Source organism: Kosakonia quasisacchari (genome assembly GCF_004331415.1).
Classification (GTDB): Bacteria; Pseudomonadota; Gammaproteobacteria; order Enterobacterales; family Enterobacteriaceae; genus Kosakonia; species Kosakonia quasisacchari.
Map to the genome: position 1 here is coordinate 87,423 of NZ_SJOP01000011.1, position 20,860 is coordinate 108,282.

At 54.1% G+C, this 20,860-nt stretch carries 16 protein-coding genes and 1 pseudogene; 7 read left to right on the top strand and 10 right to left on the bottom strand.

All coding sequences use genetic code 11. The features are described from left to right. Positions 1-307 precede the first annotated feature (307 nt). Positions 308-1,780 (top strand): L-asparagine permease, encoded by a 1,473-nt coding sequence (gene ansP, locus E0L21_RS13500; RefSeq protein ID WP_131410280.1) that lies wholly within the window; start codon positions 308-310, stop codon positions 1,778-1,780. 248 nt (positions 1,781-2,028) lie between these two features. Here the strand turns inward: ansP and E0L21_RS13510 are convergent. Next, a pseudogene (locus E0L21_RS13510) lies at positions 2,029-2,144 on the bottom strand (YncE family protein); the annotation flags it as partial. A gap of 132 nt (positions 2,145-2,276) precedes the next feature. On the opposite strand from E0L21_RS13510, the gene pqqU reads away from it, so the two are divergent. Next, positions 2,277-4,391 carry a TonB-dependent receptor PqqU gene (gene pqqU / locus E0L21_RS13515; RefSeq protein ID WP_131410284.1) on the top strand — a complete coding sequence of 705 codons (2,115 nt, stop codon included), beginning with the start codon at positions 2,277-2,279 and terminating at the stop codon, positions 4,389-4,391. A 44-nt stretch (positions 4,392-4,435) separates the two neighbouring features. Here pqqU and E0L21_RS13520 read toward each other — a convergent pair whose 3' ends face one another. The 5 genes from E0L21_RS13520 to E0L21_RS13540 form a co-directional block, all read right to left on the bottom strand. Beyond that, entirely contained in the window at positions 4,436-5,302 is an 867-nt protein-coding gene (locus E0L21_RS13520; protein WP_165501913.1) for a GNAT family N-acetyltransferase, read from the bottom strand. Between the two features lie 70 nt (positions 5,303-5,372). Further along, positions 5,373-7,307 (bottom strand): methyl-accepting chemotaxis protein, encoded by a 1,935-nt coding sequence (locus E0L21_RS13525; RefSeq protein ID WP_131410288.1) that lies wholly within the window; start codon positions 7,305-7,307, stop codon positions 5,373-5,375. A gap of 196 nt (positions 7,308-7,503) precedes the next feature. Next, a complete protein-coding gene (locus E0L21_RS13530) occupies positions 7,504-8,160 on the bottom strand; it encodes a GntR family transcriptional regulator (RefSeq protein WP_131410290.1) in 657 nt (218 codons plus the stop codon). Between the two features lie 252 nt (positions 8,161-8,412). Then, the gene (locus E0L21_RS13535; RefSeq protein ID WP_131410292.1) at positions 8,413-9,450 is read right to left on the bottom strand and encodes an NADP-dependent oxidoreductase; all 1,038 of its coding nucleotides are present in this window, start codon (positions 9,448-9,450) and stop codon (positions 8,413-8,415) included. A 67-nt stretch (positions 9,451-9,517) separates the two neighbouring features. Beyond that, positions 9,518-10,093, bottom strand: a complete 576-nt coding sequence (locus E0L21_RS13540) for a helix-turn-helix domain-containing protein (protein ID WP_131410294.1) — start codon at positions 10,091-10,093, stop codon at positions 9,518-9,520. A gap of 37 nt (positions 10,094-10,130) precedes the next feature. Here E0L21_RS13540 and E0L21_RS13545 point away from each other — a divergent pair, with 37 nt between their 5' ends. Further along, positions 10,131-10,646 carry a GNAT family N-acetyltransferase gene (locus E0L21_RS13545; protein ID WP_131410296.1) on the top strand — a complete coding sequence of 172 codons (516 nt, stop codon included), beginning with the start codon at positions 10,131-10,133 and terminating at the stop codon, positions 10,644-10,646. Then, positions 10,646-11,095, top strand: coding sequence for a DMT family transporter (locus E0L21_RS13550; RefSeq protein WP_131410298.1), 450 nt, complete (start codon positions 10,646-10,648; stop codon positions 11,093-11,095). Before E0L21_RS13545 ends, E0L21_RS13550 begins: the two co-directional genes overlap by 1 nt. Here the strand turns inward: E0L21_RS13550 and E0L21_RS13555 are convergent, their stop codons facing one another. Then, entirely contained in the window at positions 11,096-11,329 is a 234-nt protein-coding gene (locus E0L21_RS13555; protein WP_131410300.1) for a YdcY family protein, read from the bottom strand. Positions 11,330-11,338: 9 nt separating this feature from the next. Then, on the bottom strand, positions 11,339-12,937 hold the full coding sequence (locus tag E0L21_RS13560) for an ABC transporter substrate-binding protein (RefSeq protein ID WP_131410302.1): 1,599 nt from the start codon (positions 12,935-12,937) through the stop codon (positions 11,339-11,341). A 280-nt stretch (positions 12,938-13,217) separates the two neighbouring features. On the opposite strand from E0L21_RS13560, the gene E0L21_RS13565 reads away from it, so the two are divergent. From E0L21_RS13565 to E0L21_RS13575, 3 genes are read left to right on the top strand one after another with little or no spacing between them, the layout of a single operon-like run. Beyond that, complete coding sequence (locus tag E0L21_RS13565) at positions 13,218-14,579, top strand: SrfA family protein (protein ID WP_131410304.1); 1,362 nt, start codon at positions 13,218-13,220, stop codon at positions 14,577-14,579. Between the two features lie 4 nt (positions 14,580-14,583). Then, the gene (locus tag E0L21_RS13570) at positions 14,584-17,565 is read left to right on the top strand and encodes a virulence factor SrfB (RefSeq protein ID WP_131410306.1); all 2,982 of its coding nucleotides are present in this window, start codon (positions 14,584-14,586) and stop codon (positions 17,563-17,565) included. Then, on the top strand, positions 17,562-19,736 hold the full coding sequence (locus tag E0L21_RS13575) for a virulence factor SrfC family protein (protein ID WP_131410308.1): 2,175 nt from the start codon (positions 17,562-17,564) through the stop codon (positions 19,734-19,736). The genes E0L21_RS13570 and E0L21_RS13575 overlap by 4 nt, the downstream gene beginning before the upstream one ends. A 36-nt stretch (positions 19,737-19,772) precedes the next feature. Here E0L21_RS13575 and E0L21_RS13580 read toward each other — a convergent pair whose 3' ends face one another. Together E0L21_RS13580 and E0L21_RS13585 are read right to left on the bottom strand one after the other, a co-directional pair. Then, complete coding sequence (locus tag E0L21_RS13580) at positions 19,773-20,534, bottom strand: alpha/beta fold hydrolase (protein ID WP_131410310.1); 762 nt, start codon at positions 20,532-20,534, stop codon at positions 19,773-19,775. Between the two features lie 64 nt (positions 20,535-20,598). Further along, positions 20,599-20,772, bottom strand: a complete 174-nt coding sequence (locus E0L21_RS13585; RefSeq protein WP_131410312.1) for a GhoT/OrtT family toxin — start codon at positions 20,770-20,772, stop codon at positions 20,599-20,601. Positions 20,773-20,860 lie beyond the last annotated feature (88 nt).

The following is a 20,860-nucleotide window of genomic DNA, read 5'->3' on the forward strand; positions in this document are numbered from 1 at the left end:
TGGCAAATTTGTTACATATTCGTATTACTGATGGTGGTTTTTTCTGTTGCATTTTTCAGTGAGTTGAATCATTTGCACTGCTTGTCCCTGCCAACCTCACAATTTCCGCTAATAGTCGCCCCCAGGGGCACGGGTATGTTTTGCGTCGTTTATCGATTGCGGTTACGATGCTGCGCCATGTTTGGTCTTATCCATACGAAGAAACACTGGAAAGACAGAACATTTTCCCGCGCCAGGCAATCGATTGGTTTTCTGCCTGCCGGGTAGAGGAATTCCGCAAGGTTCAGACAGGTAAACAGGTAACGCAATGAAAACAGACAACAACGTCACGGATCATCACGCCGCGAAACGACGCTGGCTCAATTCTCACGAAGAGGGCTACAACCGCGCGATGGGTAACCGCCAGGTGCAAATGATTGCTATCGGCGGCGCAATCGGTACGGGTTTATTTCTGGGCGCAGGCGCCCGACTGCAGATGGCGGGGCCGTCGCTGGCTATCGTTTATCTGGTGTGTGGTATTTTCTCCTTCTTCATTCTGCGCGCGCTGGGCGAACTGGTTTTACACCGCCCTTCCAGCGGCAGCTTCGTCTCTTATGCGCGTGAATTTCTTGGCGAAAAAGCCGCGTATGTTGCCGGTTGGATGTATTTCATCAACTGGGCGATGACCGGCATCGTGGATATCACCGCCGTTGCGCTTTATATGCATTACTGGGGCGCGTTTGGCGACGTGCCGCAATGGGTATTCGCTCTTGGTGCGCTGGCGATTGTCGGCACCATGAACATGATTGGCGTGAAATGGTTCGCGGAGATGGAGTTCTGGTTTGCGCTGGTCAAAGTGCTGGCGATTGTGGTGTTCCTCGTCGTCGGGACGATTTTCCTCGGCAGTGGTAAACCGCTGGACGGCGGCGCGACGGGCTTCCATTTGATCACCGATAATGGTGGTTTCTTCCCGCATGGCTTGTTACCGGCGCTGGTGCTGGTTCAGGGCGTTGTGTTCGCGTTCGCCTCTATCGAACTGGTAGGTACGGCGGCTGGTGAGTGTAAAGATCCGCAGACCATGGTGCCGAAAGCCATTAACAGCGTTATCTGGCGTATCGGTTTGTTTTATGTCGGCTCCGTCGTGCTGCTGGTTTTGTTGCTGCCGTGGAATGCTTACCAGGCGGGGCAAAGCCCGTTTGTAACCTTCTTCTCGAAGCTGGGCGTGCCGTATATCGGTGACATTATGAATATGGTGGTGCTGACCGCCGCGCTCTCCAGCCTGAACTCCGGGCTTTACAGCACGGGCCGAATTCTGCGCTCGATGTCAATGGGCGGTTCCGCGCCGAAATTTATGTCCAAAATGAGTCGTCAACACGTGCCTTACGCGGGGATCCTAGCGACCATTTGTGTCTATATCGTTGGCGTGTTCCTGAATTACCTGGTGCCGTCGCAGGTATTTGAAATTGTGCTTAACGTCGCCTCGCTGGGGATCATTGCTTCCTGGGGCTTTATCGTGGTCTGCCAGATGCGTCTGCGCAAAGCTATCCACGAAGGCAAAGTGGCGGATGTCAGCTTCAAAATGCCAGGGGCACCGGTAACATCATGGCTGACGCTGCTGTTCCTGCTCAGCGTGCTGGTGCTGATGGCGTTCGATTACCCGAACGGCACGTACACCATCGGTTCTATTCCGCTGATCGCGGTTGTGTTGGTGGTGGGATGGTTTGGCGTACGTAAGCGCGTTAATGAAATCCACAGCACCGCGCCGGTTCATCCGGATGCAGCGCAGAAGACACGTTCGTAACGCGTCATAAAAACAAAAAGCCGCTGCGGAAACGTTGCGGCTTTTTTGTTGGCGCAAAAGCTACGCCTGCGCTTGTTTAAAACGTTGCCAGGCTGCGCTGATAATCGACGCATTCAGCGCGTCGTTTTCCCTGCTATTTAAGCGCCAGCATAAGAACGGTCATCGCCGTGGCAATTAATGTGCTGCGCATTGTATCTCCGTGCTGTCAAAGAAAAGGCTCCAGCAGGCAGCTTAAAATTATCAAACCGTTACAGCGCAATACCAATCACATCATCCTGCTGCGTGGCTTTTTTTCGCGCGTTGAGGTTTGTTTCACGCTGACGTAAAACGTGTTGCCATCTGTTGAAAGCGCCAGGCTATTTGGCGCACGATCCTCTTTCCTCCGTTACACTCATCATTAACGTAATGTGCGTTTAAAGTTTTCAAATAATTTACATACGCTTTAACATATTGGCGTATTTCCTCTTTTTGGTTCGTCTTTTAACTTGGTTCCGTCATGACTATTATTTCCACCACAAAGGTCACCCTGCCGGTGTTGTTGTTGCCGGCTGCGCTTTCCTCTTCCGCTTATGCGGCCGACAACGAACAAACCATGATTGTCAGCGCCGCGCCGCAGACCGTTTCAGAGCTGGATAGCCCCGCCGCCGTGAGCGTTGTCCAGGGCGATGACATTCGTCAGGCCGCGCCGCGGGTGAATCTCTCTGAATCGCTGAGCAGCGTTCCGGGTTTACAAGTGCAAAACCGGCAAAATTACGCTCAAGATTTGCAACTGTCGATCCGCGGATTTGGTTCGCGTTCCACCTATGGCGTGCGCGGCATTCGCCTGTATGTTGATGGCATTCCCGCGACCATGCCCGACGGCCAGGGGCAGACATCGAATATCGATTTAAACAGTGTGGAGAGCATTGATGTATTGCGCGGCCCGTTCTCGGCACTCTACGGCAACGCGTCTGGCGGGGTGATGAATGTTACCACGCAGACCGGGCGCGAACCGGCAACGATTGAGGCCAGCAGCTATTACGGCAGTTTTGGTAGCTGGCGCTACGGCCTGAAAGCCAGCGGTGCGATGGGCGATGGAACGCACGCAGGCGATGTCGATTACACCGTTTCCAGCACTCGCTTTGTCACCCGGGGCTACCGCGATCGCAGCGGCGCACGGAAAAACCTCGCCAACGCGAAACTCGGCGTTCGTATTGATGACGCCAGTAAACTGAGCCTGATTTTTAACAGTGTCGACATTAAAGCGAACGACGCTGGCGGGTTAACCGAGTCTGAATGGAAAGATAACCCGCGCCAGTCGCCGCGCGCACAGCAATACGATACGCGCAAAACCATTAAGCAAACCCAGGCGGGCTTGCGCTATGAGCGCCAGATGAGCAGCCAGGATGATTTCAGCGTGACGATGTACGCCGGTGAGCGTGAAACCACGCAATATCAATCGATCCCGCGCGCTCCACAGCTCAACCCAACCCATGCGGGGGGCGTGATTGATTTAACGCGCCACTATCAGGGCATTGATACCCGCTGGACACACCGTGGCGAGCTGGGCGTACCGGTAACGTTCACCGGTGGTCTGAACTACGAAAACATGAGCGAGGAGCGCAAAGGTTACGAAAACTTTGTGATGGATGGCAGCGCGCCGGTGTATGGCGAAAAAGGCAACCTGCGCCGTAACGAACGTAACCTGATGTGGAACGTCGATCCGTATTTGCAAACCGCCTGGCAACTGACCGACAAGCTGTCGCTGGATGCAGGTGTGCGTTACAGTTCCGTGTGGTTTGACTCCAACGATCGCTACATTACGGCGCTAAACGGCGATGACAGCGGCGAAGCCAATTATCACAAATGGCTGCCCGCCGCGTCGCTGAAATATGCCATCACCGACGCCTGGAATGTGTATGCCGCCGCCGGTCGCGGTTTTGAAACGCCCACCATTAATGAGCTCTCCTACCGTGCGGATGGCAAAAATGGCCTCAACTTCGCGCTGAAACCATCTACTAACGACACCCTGGAAATCGGCAGCAAAACGCGGATCGGCAATGGGCTACTGACCGCCGCGTTGTTCCGCACGGATACCGATAACGAGATCGTCACCGATAGCAGCAGCGGTGGGCGCACCACCTATAAAAACGCCGGAAAAACCCGTCGTCAGGGCGTGGAATTATCCCTCGATCAGCAGTTCGCCGGGAACTGGCGGGCAAAACTGGCGTGGACCTACCTTGATGCGACGTATCGCACCGATGTGTGTAACGACGGCGAATGTAATGGCAATCGGATACCGGGTATCGCGCGCAATATGGGCTTTGCTTCGCTGGGTTGGCAGCCAGATCAGGGTTGGTATGCGGGCGCAGATGTCCATTATATGAGCGATATGATGGCGAATGACGAAAACAGCGCCAAAGCGCCCTCTTATACCGTTACCGGGCTGAATACCGGCTATAAATTCAATTATGGCAACTGGATGATGGACGTGTTTGGCCGGGTCGATAACCTGTTTGATCGCAAATATGTCGGTTCCGTTATCGTTAATGAAGGTAACAACCGTTACTACGAACCGGCTCCTGGGCGTAACTACGGCGTGGGTTTATCGGTCGCGTATCAGTTTGAGTGATGAGAAAGCCCCTGCCGACAGGGGCTTTTTTTATGCCTGGACCACTAGGCATGTGACAACAACGGAAACATCACCTGATGGTCGCGGAAAACATTCTCTTTGCCGCTGAACAGAAAAAGCGTGTCGTCATCGTCAATCATCGTGCATTCGCAATTGTGGTTTTCTTTGGGCGTAAAACCTAAGACCACACGCTGCGTTTGCTGATTGGCTAATGCATTGATGATGTGCGTTAATGTCGCGCCCGGTTCGGCAAAAATATCGAAGCACAGTAGTCTTCCTTTGTTTTGCGTGGCAATGGCGACAGCCTGATATTTTTCTGAAAAATAAACGCACTCTTTTAAATACGAAGCACAGTAAAACATTAACAAACCAATGTTGTTATTCATCGGTAGCGCCGAAAAGGGGTTTGATTTCGCGTAATAACGCATCAACCGCTGCCTGTCGGCGGCGTCATCCATATCCAGCCGGCGAAAGTCACTCGCCACTGGCGTGGCGCGCAGGGTGTATTGATATTCTCGCGCTTTTTCAAAGCCAAACTTCGGATAAAAATCCCTTACTGTGGCGTTTGCGTACAAATAAATTGCATCGGCACGATGCTGCCAGTCATGGATAATTTCTGTCAGTAGGTAACGCGCAAGCCCGTTATTGCGGTAGCGCGTATCCGTCATTACCGTTCCTATCTGGATATAGCGTTTTTCTGCGCCCATCCAGCGCGTGTCGATAACGTTAACGGAGGCATTCGCAATAACCTGATCCTCATCGACCAGCGCGTAGGGAATGTAGTTATCCGTCCAGAATCCTGCCTGATACCACGCCTCAAATGATAAGTCGAAGGTATTTACGGCTAAATCAATAAAGCTTTGGCGCAATATGTCGTGATGTTTTAGTTGTTTTACCAGAGGGTATTTCATGCCGCCATTTCCCATAAAAAAGCCCGGTTGCATCGCGCTTCCGGGCTATCACTGATGCGCGTATCAACGATTAAAACGTGGTCCAGCCCTCATCGCTCGTGGCGGTTTCACGTGGACCTGTTTGCGGTTTCACCCCCGGTTTAGCCGTTGGTTTAGCTGAGGTTGTCGATTTCGCGCCGTTTTGATCAAGACGGAACGTGGCGACCAGCTCTTCCAACAAACGCGCCTGCTCTTCCAGCGAACCCGCTGCTGAAGAAGATTCGCTCACCAGTGAGGCGTTCTGCTGCGTGGTGCTATCCAGCTCGCCGACCGCGCGGGCGATTTGTTCAATACCGCGGCTCTGCTCTTCCGAAGCGGAGGAGATTTCGCCCATGATATCGTTAACACGAGTAACCGACTGCACCACTTGATCCATGGTTTCACCGGCTTTCGCCACCAGTTCGCTACCAACATTAATGCGCGAAACGGATTCGCTAATCAGCTGTTCAATATCTTTTGCCGCCTGCGAGCTACGTTGCGACAGGCTCCGCACTTCGCTGGCCACCACGGCAAAACCGCGCCCCTGCTCACCGGCGCGTGCCGCTTCTACAGCGGCGTTCAGCGCCAGAATGTTGGTCTGGAAGGCGATGCTGTTAATCACAGCAGTAATATCGGCAATTTTGTTCGAACTGTTATGAATATCGCCCATGGTGTCCACCACTTCGCGCATCACCGTGCCGCCTTCGCTGGCGGTTTTCGATGCCTGGGCTGCCAGGCTGCTGGCATTGCGGGCGTTATCGGCGTTGTTTTTCACCGTAGCGGTCAACTCTTCCATGCTGGCCGCCGTTTCAACTACCGCTGCCGCCTGTTGCTCAGTACGGGAAGAGAGATCGGTATTGCCTTCGGCAATCTCAGTCGCGGCACGCGAAACCTTGTTCACGCTGTTGCGAACTTCAAAAATCATGTCGCGCAGCGTATCGTTCATGCGCCCCATTGCGCCAGTTAATTGCCCCAGTTCATCCGTGCTCTGCGCACGAATTTGCGAGCTCAGATCGCCACTGGCGATACGTTCCGCCAGTGCCAGGTTGCGGTCGATAGGACGCGTAATCTGGCGGATAACCCACCAGGAAACAATCACGCCAAGCAGGATAGCAATCACGCCAATAATCGCCGCAATGGTGCTGGAGGTGTACGCCAGTTCATCGTTGTGCGCTTTTACCAGCGTAATGATCTGTTTGAGCGAGGCGCTGCTGTTGTCCCCGCCTACTTTCACTTTATCTTCCGCGGCTTTTAATGTCTGGAAAGCGGTGAGGTAGTTGAGGCTCAAATCGCGGTATTTCACTGTGTCATCCCACAGGGATTGCAGCGGTGATTGCAGTTCACCCGGTAACTGGCTCACCAGCGCCTGAACGCTCTTTTGCGTTGCGCCAAAACGGGCATCCAGCGCCTCTTTCGACTCTTTACCCGGGCTGTAACGCACCACCAGCGCGGCGTCGCGCACGGTGCTGATCGCAAACAACTGCTCGTAAATTTGGGTCATTAGCGCAGGATCCGCTACCGGCGTGCGTACCAGCGTGGTATAGCGCGCGGAGAGATCTTGTGCGGCGAGTTTGTCGAGCGATTCGCGTACGGTTTTGATGTCACCCGTGGCTTTTTGCATCTCGCCAATCGCGCCCTGGAATTGCTCCAGGTGGCTGGCGACATCGTTGATAATTTGTTTTTCGTTTGCAGACCAGGACATATCGTCGGCGCTGGTGGTTAGCTCGGAAGCGTGGCGCACGTAGTTGGACATCACCTGCCCTGATTTATCATCGCCATAGAAGTATTTCAGGCGGTTTATTTTGGCCTGGAATACTTCAATGTTGATGTTGTACATAAGGTTGGTTTTTTCGTAGACATCGCGTATTTCTTTAAAGCGCAATACGCTGAGTACGGTGGCAATAGCAACCAGAAAGAGAACTAACCCAAAACCGACTGACAGCTTTCTACTAATTTTTATATTGCTTAACCGCTGGCTAAATGACATTCCGGACTCCTTGCTAAACCCCAATGTTAGCGCCCAACAACTGCACGCACACATTGTTATCGGCAAAGAAGCCAGGTATTTCAGGTGTAAGCTGGTCTTATCAGTTGAAAACGTGATATTGATGCGCCCCATTCGCAAATTTTTGCCGGGGAGCATCAATATATGAAGATAAATGATTATGTCGTTGAATTATAACTTAGCGATAGAATTGTTTGTGAACGATGTTTGCGCCCTCATCAATCGCGCGCCATAACGCGCGTTCACTAGCGAAAGCGTCTCCCTCTTCTAACGCCGCCAACAAGTCACTGTAATTTTCGACGCGCGTGAAATCCTCAGAACTTGGATAAAGATAATTGTAACAAGGCCCAATACGGACCCATAACTGCTCAATCAATGCAGTTAGCGTTGGCATCCCGGCGTGGCTGTACACGCTAAAGCGAAACACGCGGTTGGCCTGCAGGCCCTGTTCGGTGTTACCGCTTTTCATTGCTTCATGAAAATTCGCCGCCAGGACACGCAACTCACGAATTTTCTCCTTCGTCATATTCTGGCTGGCAGCTCGCGCGGCCATACCCTCAAGATTTTTACGAATCTGGTTGATTTCGTTATAGCGATCAAGGCTGACTTCCGGCACCAAAAAAGCCTGCGCCGGAGTGGCATGCAGTGCGCCTGCGGAGACCAACCGCAGTAACGCTTCCCGCACCGGTGTAATACTGGTGCCTAATTGATCTGCTATTTCCTTTGTGATGAGCCGCGCGCCCGGTTTAAGCGCACCAATAATAAGCGCACTCTTAAGACTCGCCTCAACTTGCATGGTAAGGCTGGTCCGCTGCGCTTTTTCAAAATCAAGCATGTTTGTGTCCCGTATAATTTCTTATTTATTCTCAGCCTGGTAGCGTGTCCGTAATTTGTGTCAATGAATATATTATATACACATGCCTGGTCTTGGATGGTCGCGTAAAAGTTAAAACAATTTGTATTTATTATGCACAACTACCAGGAACCGCCTTCACAAGGGCATCAGTTCCTTATGCTTATCTAATTAAAGACGTTTCTCAAAAATTTGCACGATTTCTGATGGCGGTTTTTCACCGCCATCATTCTTTTAGCTAAGAGGCCCGATTTGGACTACGACTTTACCGAAATTTTTCCCTTCAAGCAGGCCAATAAAAGCGTCTGGCGCATTTTCCAGCCCCTCGATCAATTGCTCACGGTACTGAATTATTTCTTGCCGTATCCATTGTTCCATTTCTTGCTGAAATTCATGAATACGGTGGCCGTAATCCTGGCCAATAATAAAACCTTGCAAACGGATGCGTTTTTTCAGCAGTGTTGCCATTAATAACGGAATACGATCCGGCCTGGGAGGAAGATCGGTGGCGTTATAGCCGCTGACTAATCCACAAAGCGGAATTCGCGCCGAAGTATTTAATAACGGCAGCACTGCATCAAATACTTTTCCGCCGACATTTTCAAAATAGATATCGATACCTTGCGGGCAGGCTGCGGCCAGCTGTTCGGCAAAATCCTCTGCATGATGATCAATGCAGTGATCGAACCCAAGCACATCAACGGCATGACGGCATTTCTCACTGCCGCCGGCCACGCCGACCACGCGGCACCCCTTAATTTTGCCGATTTGCCCTACTGTCGCGCCGACCGGGCCAGTTGCGGCAGCAACAACCAACGTTTCGCCGGGTTTCGGCTGGCCGATATCCAGCAATCCCATATAGGCGGTAAACCCTGGCATACCAAGAATGCCGAGTGACCACGATGGATGAGGCGGATTGTCTCCGAGTTTGACTAAGCCTTCGCCGCCCGAAATGTCATAATCTTGCCAGCCGCTGTAACCCAGCACCCAATCACCTTCGGCGAAATCCGGGTGTTGCGATTTGACGACGCGGCTAACGGTGCCGCCGCACATCACTTCACCCATTTTTATCGGCGGCGAATAGGACGGCGCATCACTCATACGCCCGCGCATATAGGGATCTAACGAAAGGAAAACCGTACGCAGTAATACCTGGCCTTCACCCGGTGTGGCGATATCATCTTCTTCAAGGCGGAAATTATCTGCGACGGGCGCGCCGTGCGGGCGGGAAGCCAGTACCCAACGGCGATTGCGGTGAGGATCTTGTTTCATTGTTCGCTCCTGTTCGTGTCAGACTAACTATTGATACTAGTCCCTGACGGTCAGGAGCGCGTTTACATTACGAGCTGGAAGGATTAAGCCGCACCACCAGATAACGGCAAGGCGCCTGGCTTTCATTGATAAAGCGGCAATCGTTCGGCGGGCCGAGCTCCAGACAATCTCCGGCGCGCATCTCATGACGCGTGTCACCTTCAACGAACACCAGTTCCCCCTCCTGTAACCAGATAAGCTGGCGCGCCAGCGCATAAGCGGACGCCGGCATGGGAATATCGCTCCCGGCAGGCAGTTCGATTTGCACGAGGTCGATAGGCAAATCACTGCGCGGTGACACGTGACGGCGCAAATAGTGGCTTTGCGGATCGCGCCAAACGGGTTGATCGGCGTGACGCAGCAGTTTGCCCTCCTGCATTTCCGCCCGCGCAATCAACGTTGACATACTGATGCCAAACGCGCCGGAAAGCCGCGCCAACAGCGCCGCCGTCGGGTTACTGTCGCCGCGTTCAATTTTGTGGATCATCGCCCGCGACACCCCGGCACGCTCTGCCAGTTCACTGAGCGACCAGCCGCGTGATTCACGTTCAACGCGAATTCGCGCACTGATCCGTTGATTTATATTGTCTGAGATAGTATTCATAACGTAATACTATAGTGTACAAATTTGAGGTTCAACCATGAATATTCGTTACGCCGGGAAAGACGATTGCGCGGCAATTGCCGTCATTTACAACCATGCGGTAGTCAATACCGCGGCAATCTGGAATGACCAGACGGTCGATGTCGATAACCGTATCGCCTGGTTTGAAGCGCGCGCGCAGTTAGGCTATCCGGTACTGGTCAGCGAAGAAAACGGTGTAGTCACCGGTTATGCTTCGTTTGGCGACTGGCGCGCTTTTGACGGTTTTCGCCACACGGTTGAGCACTCGGTTTATGTCCACCCGGAGCAGCAAGGTAAAGGCATCGGTCTGGCACTGATGGAGCGCTTAATCGACGAAGCCAGGCGTATTGGCAAACATGTCATGGTGGCGGGTATTGAAGCGCAGAATCACGGCTCTATTCACTTACACAGCAAACTGGGTTTTGTGATTACCGGGCAAATGCCGCAGGTCGGCACTAAGTTTGGCCGCTGGCTGGATCTGACGTTTATGCAATTGCAACTGGATAACCGCACCGAACCGGACGCCATTTGATGAACCAGTCGCTCACCCTCACCTTTTTGATTGCTGCCGGTATGGGCCTGGTGGTGCAAAACACCTTAATGGTGCGCATCACTCAGTCCGCCTCGACCATTCTTATCGCCATGCTGCTGAACTCGCTGGTTGGTATTGTGCTGTTTGTCTCTATTTTGCTGATCAAACACGGTGTGGCCGGGTTTCAGGAGTTGTACGCCAGCGTGAAATGGTGGACGCTCATTCCCGGTTTGCTGGGGTCGTTTTTTGTCTTCGCCAGTATTAGCGGGTATCAGTATGTCGGTGCGGCAACAACCATTGCGGTGCTGGTGGCAAGCCAGCTTATCGGCGGTCTGGTGATGGATGTAGTAAGGAGCCAGGGCGTTGCGCTCAAAGTGCTGATTGGCCCGGTATGCGGTGCGGTGTTGCTGGTGATTGGCGCCTGGCTGGTGGCCAGACGCCAGTTTTAATTACAGGATTGCGCCACCTTTGGTGAGCTGTTCGCGTCGCGCGTCCATATCTTCTTTGTATTGTCGACCATGGTGCGCAATCGCCTGACGCAGGCGCTGTTGCTGGGTGTAGCGTTCGTCCCGGCTCAGTGCCGCATCATCGCTGAGTTCAACCAGTAACTCATTCATCCCGATAATGACGCCCTGTTCGATAGCCGCGTCGACACGCGCGGCAACCTCCTCCAGATGTGACATAGCCTCTCCTTAATTCAGCTTCGCTTTAGAAAAATCGCTGCCCATCAGGCTGACGGTATAACCGCTCACATTACTGCGGGTGGCGTAAAACGTTTTGCCGTTAGCCAGCGCGATCCACGGTGCTTGCTGGTAGAAAATCTCCTGCGCCTGGCCGTAAAGTTTGGCACGGGTGGCAGGATCCGCAGTCAGCTTGGCTTTCTGTACCAGGCCATCATAGCCTTTATCACACCAGCGCGCGGCATTGGAGCCGGTTTTGATGCTGTTGCAGCCGAGCAGCACATCAGCGAAGTTGTCCGGGTCGCCGTTATCCGACATCCAGCCAAACAGTGCGGTATCGTGTTCGCCTTTGCGCATTCCGGCCAGATATTCACCCCATTCGTAAGAAACAATCTTTGCCTTCACGCCGACTTTTGCCCAGTCCGCCTGGATCATTTCGGCGATACGCCGCGAGTTCGGGTTATACGGGCGCTGAACCGGCATCGACCACAGCGTGGCTTCAAAGCCCTTTTCCAGCCCTGCCTGCTTGAGCAGCGCTTTAGCTTTTTCAGGATCGTAACTGTAATCCTTCAGGTCTTTATTAAACCCGAGCATATTCGGCGGCAGCGGTGATTTTGCCACCGTGCCTGAACCGAGGAACACGGCATTGACGATGGCTTGTTTGTCCGTCGCATAGTTCAGCGCCTGGCGCACCAGCACATTATCAAACGGTTTTTTCTCGGTATTAAACGCCAGGTAGCCAACATTCAACGCATCTACAGTATGCAGCGTTAAGTCTTTGTTATTTTTGATCTGATCGAACTGCACCGGTGCCGGGGCGGGAATAATCTGGCACTCGTTGGTTTGCAGCTTCGCCAGACGGGTTTGCACATCCGGGGTAATAGAGAAGATCAGATGTTTGGTTGGTACTTCACCCTCCCAATATTGTGGATTGGCGATATAACGGATTTGCGCGTCCGTTTTGTACTGCTGCAAGGCATAGGGTCCGGTGCCGATTGGCCAGTTATCGACATTTTCCGGTGTGCCTTTTTTCAGCATTGCATCAGCGTATTCGGCAGAGAGAATCGAGGCGAAGTCCATTCCCCAGTCGGCGAGAAATGCGGCATTCGGCTCATTCAGTACAAACTGAACATGGTTATCATCGATTTTTTTCACTTCTTTGATCAGCTTATCAAGGCCGACATCGGTGAAGTATTCGTAATTACCTTGCGAAACATTATGATAAGGATGTTTCGGATCCATTTGGCGCATCACAGAGAACACAACGTCATCGGCGTTAAAGTCGCGCGTCGGTTTGAAATATTTATTGCTGTTGAATTTAACGCCCTGGCGCAGCGTGAAGGTCCAGGTTTTTCCGTCTTCAGAGACTTTCCAGTCGGTCGCCAGCGAAGGTACCGGTGTATTTTTCACCGGATCAAAGGTGACCAGGCGGTTATAAAGGACCTGCGAGCTGGCAACAAATGTCGGCCCGGAGCTGGCAATTTGCGGGTTGAAGGATTCCGGTGACGCTTCAGAGCAGTAAATGATTGTATCGTTGGACGCCGCCCATGCGGCACTTGCCGGTAACAGTGTGCTCAGCGCAAGGGCGAGCAGCGTTTTTCCCGTGGACATTATCAGGAGCCTTCTTTTTTTATATGGAGCATTAATCTCAGCACAGCAGATGAGAACTGGCAAATAATGATTCAGCATCAGGTTATTCTAAAGCGTTTGTTTTTGCTGAAATATCCGCCATTATTAATAAATAAATTTGTGTTAAATAAATTTCGTGCCGTCAAGCAGGTTCGACGCGCTCAATGCGTCGAGAATTCAATGGTTTTGCGCTTTCTTCCGCCTTTTACTGGTCTGAAGTTTGCGTATAGTAGACGCGTGAAGAAGTCTATGGGATGAAAACGTGGCAAAAACTCTCTTGCGTAGCGGCGATTTGGATGATTTCCAGGCCGTTGGCGGCGGCGGTCAGGCCGTATTCGATTCGGCATTGCAAATTCGTGAAGCACTGCGTCTGCGAAAGCAGCAGGCGCTGGTAGATTGCCTGGCGATACCCCAGGTTAATGATGAAGGCGACCGTGTCGACTGGTACTCACCAATTGATGGCCGCGCCCAGGCATGGAAAGCGGCGGAACCCGAGGAGCGCGCCCGCGCGCTGCGTTACCTTGAAAGCACGCTGGACAGCGCTGCCGCGCTGAGCCGCAAATGCATGCAGTCACCCAAAACCGCGCAGCAACTCTTTGGCTCGCTGCTGGAAAAAGCACTGCAATTCCCTGGCGAAAACCATGTATTCCTCGTTGATGGCAAACCGGTCATCACTTTCTGGGGCTTTGTTAATCTCAATGAAAGCGCCCGCGAAAACGTGCTGGAATGTCTGCAAGAACCGGAGCCAGAAGTCCCTGAAATTATTATTGAACCGGAGCCAGAACCGGAAGAAGAACCCTCCGTTGAGGTAACTTTCAGCCAGGCAGATGCGCCTCTTTTAATGCCGCAGGTGGAAATCAAACCGCAGCCCGTTGCCGCGCCGCCCGTGCAGGAAACTGCGCCGGTAGTCGCACCCGAACCGGCTCCGCAGCCCGAACCCGCACCAAAGCTGAAAAAGCGTCGCCGCTACGGTCTGTGGGCCGTGCCCGTTGCCGCGGCTGTTGCGGCGGCAATTGCCGTGCCGCTGGTGCTCAATCAGCAACAACAAGAACCTGCCCCCGCACCTGTCGTAGCAAAAGCAGAGCCGGTCGCTATTGCGCCGCCGCCGATGCAAGCCGAGCCGCTTCCTGAGCTGGCGGTGAAACTGCCGCTGCATCAGGCTGAAATTGTTGCGCCTGTTGCCAAAGCACCGGAAGTCAAACCGGTCGATAAAGGACCGGTTGTTATCGCTTCTATCCCGAAAGACGTGCTGGTGATGGATGCGTTAGAAGTGAAAATTGGCTCTACCAAATTCCTTAACGGCAACTGGCGCGTAGCGATGGATGTTAAAGATCCGGTCACCGGCAAAGCGCCTGCCGTGCGTTACCAGATCCAGAACAACAAAGGGACGGCGCGTATTGTGATGGGTAAAAATGTAACCTGTCGCGCCGATCTGTTCTCCGGTCTGCATGAAACCGGCGAATTGCTGATTAAGAGCCGCAGCAACGCACGTTGCAGCGACGGGACGCGTTACCCGATGCCGGAAATTTCCTGTAAAGCGAGCAGCAACGACGTCGCGGAATGCAGCGCGCGTTTTGACGCCAACACCACCGTTCCGGTGACGTTCAGAAAAACAGGTGACTGAGTTTATGCTGGTTAATCTTTGCGACTACAAACAGAGCGTGACGCTGATTGCCAATAGCGGCGTGCAGTTTCTTGATTTTGGCCTGACTCCGCAGGATTCTGCCAGCAGCGGTCGATTTGTGCGTAAAACCGCCAACGGCCCGCTGCTGCGTCTTGATTTCGATCTGGTCAACGAACGTTATACGCTGCCAAACCGCGACGGCGGTCAGCCGGAAGTGGTAAAACCCGAAAGCACGCATTCGCTGCAATATTCGTTGTCGATCCTCGATGGCGTCTGGCTGCCGATCCCTTTCCTGCGCTTTAACCCGCCCCGCACCTTCGTTGAAGGCCCGGATAACTGGGCTCGCGTGCAGATCCGCAAGCTCAGCGAACCGGACAGCACCGGAAACACTCACCGCGTGGCGCTGGCGCTCGACAGCCAGATTAACGGTAACTCGCCTGCCGCACTGGCACCGCTGGAAAACGATATTCTCAATGGCACGCGATTCTCGCTGGCCTGGCGTGATGACGAAGTGGCGGATTTCCTCGATCAGACCTGGGTCGATGGCTGGCTGCGTGAAGCGTTTTTGCAATTCATTACGCAACATGAAACCCGCAGCGAGCGAGAAATTAATCAGGCATTGCGCGGTTTTGAATACCAGGCGCACTGGCTGAATTTGATGAGCCTGCTCGGCATGCAATTGCAGGTGCCGGAAGTCAAAATCGTTACGCACACATTAAGTACCCCGGCGATCCCGGTCGATCTGATTCTGGATGTCGGCAACACCCATACCTGCGGCGTGATCATTGAAGATCACGGCGATGCCAATGATGGTTTGCGTCAAACGGCGGAATTACAGGTGCGCTCGCTCAGTGAACCTCAGTTCCTGAATGAGCCGCTGTTTACCAGCCGTCTGGAGTTTTCTGAAGCGCGCTTCGGCAAACAACACTTTTCTGTTGAGAGCGGTCGCGAAGACGCTTTTATTTGGCCATCGATCGTTCGTGTGGGCGATGAAGCCCGCAAACTGGCAACGCAGCGTCTCGGTACCGAAGGCAATAGCGGCATCTCCAGCCCGCGTCGCTACCTGTGGGACGAAACGCCCGTATTGCAGGACTGGCGTTTTAGCCAGATGAACAGCAAAACCCAGCGCGAACCGCTGGCGACCGCCTTCCCGCTCATGAACCTGATGAACGATGAAGGTCAGCCGCTGTATAGCCTGCCGCTGGATGAGCGTTTGCCGGTCTTTTCACCGCAGTACAGCCGCAGCACGCTAATGACGCATATGTTGTGCGAATTACTGTCGCAGGCGCTCGGGCAGATCAACAGTGTGGCTACGCGCCTGCGTTTGGGCTTTCCGGCCTCTCCGCGCCAGCTGCGCACCATTATTCTCACCCTGCCCTCGGCAATGCCGAAGCAGGAGCGTGAAATTTTCCGTCGCCGCATGTTTGAGGCTATTGCGCTGGTGTGGAAAGCCATGGGCTGGCATCCGCAAGATGAAGACTTTGCTAACCGCAAGCAGCAGGAAAAAAGCGTTGTGCCCGTGCCGCACATTCATATGGAATGGGACGAAGCCAGCTGTGGTCAACTGGTGTGGCTTTATAACGAAGCGATTTCGCGCTTCGCCGGGCAAACTGAAACCTTTTTCGCCTCCCTCGCCCGCCCGGATCGTGAAGAAGCACCGGGCGCGGTAAAAGGCCGTTCGCTGCGCGTTGCTTCTGTCGATATCGGCGGCGGCACGACAGATATGGCGATTACCCATTATCAACTGGACGACGGCACCGGCAGTAACGTCAAAATCACGCCGCAACTGCTGTTCCGCGAAGGTTTCAAAGTCGCCGGGGATGACATTCTGCTGGATATTATTCAGCGCTGCGTCCTTCCTGCGTTACAAACACAGATGCAGAAAGCAGGCATTACCGATGCCGCCGCGATTATGGCAACGCTGTTTGGCGATTCCGGGCGTATTGATACCCAGGCCGTGCTGCGCCAGCAGACAACGCTGCAACTGTTTATGCCGATTGGTCACGCCATTCTTGCCGCGTGGGAAGAGAGCGACATTAACGATCCGCTCGCCGGATTGCATGCCACCTTCGGTGAACTGCTCACGCAGCTGCCGACGCGCAATGTCATGAACTACCTGAAACAGGCGATCGATCACGCACTGCCGGCTGGTTCGGCGGAGTTCGATGTGCTGGCCGTCCCGTTGCAGGTGAATTTCCGTGAATTGCAGGATGCAATGCTCGCCGGGCAATTTACCCTGACCGCCCCGCTGCATGCGGTTTGCGAAGCCATCAGCCACTACTGCTGCGATGTCCTGTTAATTACCGGTCGTCCTGGCTGCTTGCCTGGCGTGCAGGCGTTGATTCGCCACCTGCAACCCGTGCCGGTTAACCGCATGATCTGGCTTGATAAATACCGCGTACATGAATGGTATCCGTTCAGCCAGCAGGGTAAGATCGGCAACCCGAAATCAACTGCCGCCGTGGGTGCGATGCTGTGCAGCCTGGCGCTCGATTTGCGTCTGCCGCGTTTTAACTTTAAAGCGGCCGATATCGGTGCTTACTCTACCGTGCGCTACCTCGGTGTGCTGGATAACGTCGTCAATACCTTGCGCGATGAGAATATCTGGTATCACGATATCGACCTTGATAAACCCGGTGCGAAACTGGATGCGCGCTTACATTTCCCGTTACGCGGCAATGTGACGCTCGGTTTCCGCCAGCTCGCGAACGCCCGCTGGCCTGCTACGCCGCTCTACACGTTGAGTATCAACTCGCAGGAGCTGGCGAAAACCATCGCGGGCGACGGCGTGTTGAATGTCCGTTTGCAGTTCAGCGGCGGTAATAAGCAGCACGGGCCGGAATCGTTCACCTTGAGTGAGGCCTGGCTCCAGGACGGTACGCCGGTCGCCGCAGACGCGTTAACTTTTAAACTGAATACGCTGGCCGATCGCCGCCATAGCGGCAGCCATTACTGGATCGACAGCGGGAGTGTGTATCTGAAATGAGTGCGAGCGTAAAAACCACCCAGGCACTGGCGACATGGATCAACGAAAACCGCCAACACGCACCTTTACTGGATGATGATGCCGACGCGTTGCTGTCGCGTCTGACGACTGCCGCCGCCGAGGAAATCGCGCTGCGTGAAGCTGTTGCTGCGCCCTGCACCGTTGGGCTGTATGGGCATTCACAAGCGGCCAAAGCCCATCTGCTGACTGCGCTGTGCGGCAGCGGTAACGGGCGGCTTAATGTGCGTCCCGGCGAAAAAACACTGGATTACTTCACCCATATCAATCCCGGCCATGCTCTGACCAGCATGGCGCTGCGCTTTAGCCAGCATCTCGCGCCGATGGATGAAGGTTTCCCGCTGTGCCTGCGCATTATTAGCGAAGCCGAACTGGTGCAGATTTTTATTGCTCATGCCATACAGCAGCCGGAATTGCGCGCCGTGGATAAATCGGTGATTGAAGACCGCGTCGCGAAATGGCGTTCACTGCGCCAACCGAATGCGGTTCCGGGGATCGCGGCGGAAGATATCGGCGCGATTGCCCGCTTCTGGCGCGCAGCGGTACCTTCGTCACAGCAACAAATGGACGATGCGCTGTGGTATCAGTTTGCTTGCCTGTTACCTTCCCTGGATCTCAGCGCCCGCGCCAGTGCCTGGTCGCTGTTATGGGGCGAGCAGCAGGAACTCACCCAGCAGTGGTTGTCGCTGGCGCACACCTTGCACCAGACTGGTAACGCGCAGGAACTGGCGGCACCGCTCAGTATTCTGGTGGATACTTTTGCCCTGCCAACAGACGGTTTCTTAACACCGTCGGAACCGGGTAGCGGTGAGATCCATGACGAAGTGGTGGTGCATCCGTGGTCAAACGACCAGTTGCACAATGCGGTCAGTATTCCGCTGGCAACCCTTGCGTTGATTACGCGCGAACTGGTTTTGCCAGTGGAAAACGCGGTTTTAGCAGCCGTTGATATTCTGGATATTCCGGCACCAGGTCCGCAGGATGGCCAGCCGTTGTGGCGTAGTAAATGCCGCTGGTTGCTGGAAAATTACCGCCAGCGCCTGCAACCGGATGTGCTGATGATCTGCAATGCGACGCTCGAGCGTTCAGCAACCGCTGCCACCGCGCGCGCATTATTGAACTGGGTCAAAGAGACCCAATCCGGCCAGGAAACGGCGCTGCCGGGACTGGTCTGGGCGATTACGCCGCAGGATGCACGCTTTACCCTGGCGCAGAATCTGGACGAAGCCGTACAGCAGCTCATTGGCAAACCGGGTCAGCATTGGGGAACGTTGCAGGCGCTGGATGCCAGCAGTTTGCAGCGCCTGCTGGAGTGGCTGGTACAGGCGACAGCGCCAGGCCTGCGCCAGCACCGCTTGAAAGCACTGGCTGAGCGCCATCAGCGCGCGCTTCGCGATCTGCTGCAACCCTGGCTTGCCACCGCAGTGAAAGACGCGGCAGCCCAACGTGCAAGCGCGGAGTCCGTGGTGCGCGAGCTGCAAGGCCAGGCTTCTCGCCACGGTGAATTACTGGAAGGTTTACAGCCGGATATGCAGCAGTTCGATACGCTGTGGAAAGTTCAGCAACCACGCGAAGAGAAAGTCAGCGGCTTGTTTAATGAATCTATCGATCTGTTTGCTGAATCTGCACAAAGCAGCGAGCCGCAAGCGGTGTCGAAAGATATCGGTCAGCAGGCGCATGCCCTGTGGGTCAACCATGTCCGCCAGTGGAGCCGTAACGATGATAACGCCGCGCGTTTGGGGCTCAGTCCTGCCGCGCTGCGCCAGCTGGCCGAGATTGTTATCGTCAGCAGCTACCGGCTGAATTTACCCGATCAGTTGCAAAAAATTATGCAGCGCGATACTGCCTGCGCCGCGCAACTGTATGCCGCAATTGGTAACTTTGTCGCCTGGCTTGGCTATGCAGAGATCGCACAAGCGGATCGCCCGGAAAGCCGTGTAAACAAAGGCAGTACCATTTTTTCCAGCGGTACGGATGGCGCTACCCAGGCGCGGTTAACCCGTCTGAGTGAGCAGCCGGTGCATGCCGCCACGCGCTATGTTTATGACTGGCTGGTGGCGTTGTACCACCGGGCTATCGAAAACATTGGCTACAGCCACCCGCTGGATATCAGCCCGGCGGCGCGTAAGAAACTCAAATCCCTGCTTCCCTGAAAATCACCCGGCCATGCAAATGTGCCGGGTTTCTTTTTACTCATGTTGCGCAATAAATTCTGCTAACGTCTGCGCCAGCAAAGCGGGCTGTTCTTCAGACATTGAATGACCGGCACGCGGTATGATACGCAGCTCAATCCCTTGTTCCAGCACGCTTTCGGCATCTTTATCTGGTAACGACAGCTCGCCAAAAATCAGCGTTTTTGGACGGGGGAAATGTGTAAATAACGACATCCACGACGGTTCAATGCCATCGACCAGGCTTTTCGCGCCGCGCCACACCGCCCAGGGTGCGCTGCTTTGCAGACTGCCGGCCCACGCGCTTTTTTCCTGGGCCAGCATTGCCGCGTAGCCGCAGGTGACAAAATCGGCCTCATCCTGAGCCGCGATAATACGGCTAAATGCCCCGCCACCGGCATGAAAATTGGGTTCGGATACAGCCAGCGCGTTGATGCGCTGAGGGATACGCGAAGCGACTTCAATCGCGATACTGCCGCCCATGCTGTGGCCGTATAACCAGAATGCATCCAGCCCAAGATTATCCAGCAATTCAATGACTACTTGCGCTTGATCGCTGGTGCGATAAGAGAAACTCGCCGGTCGTTCACTGTAACCGTAGCCCGGCAAATCGATAAGGATGGCGCGCCTACCAGCAAACGCCGGATCGGCGACGATGCGCGGGTATTCGTAAGAAGACGCGCAGCCCAGGCCATGAATAAAAACCACCGGATCGCCTTTGCCCGGTAACGCATGCCAACGTACCTGCCCCTGCGCGTGGAGTGAATACAGACTGTCCATAATACCCTCTCTGCCATAGCACTGTTTTTATATACAGTATCACAGCAATGTGGCAAGGACACGACTAAAACAGAGAAAAAAGTAGCGCCACGGGAAAACTGATAGGCCATGTTGCACCAACTAACACGGCGCTCAGCAGACGGATTTTGCGACTATCTTTGGCGAGAAACCAGGTTGCCACGGCGCATAATACCGCCATGGCGGCGTAGAAAATAAGCAGTTTGGTGTAGAGTTCCAACGTCTGTCTCCTGTCCTTAGGTAAAACATCCGCCTAACATGTTGCACTAATATTCAAGACGTTATCGCTTTCGCCGTCACGCTTTGTT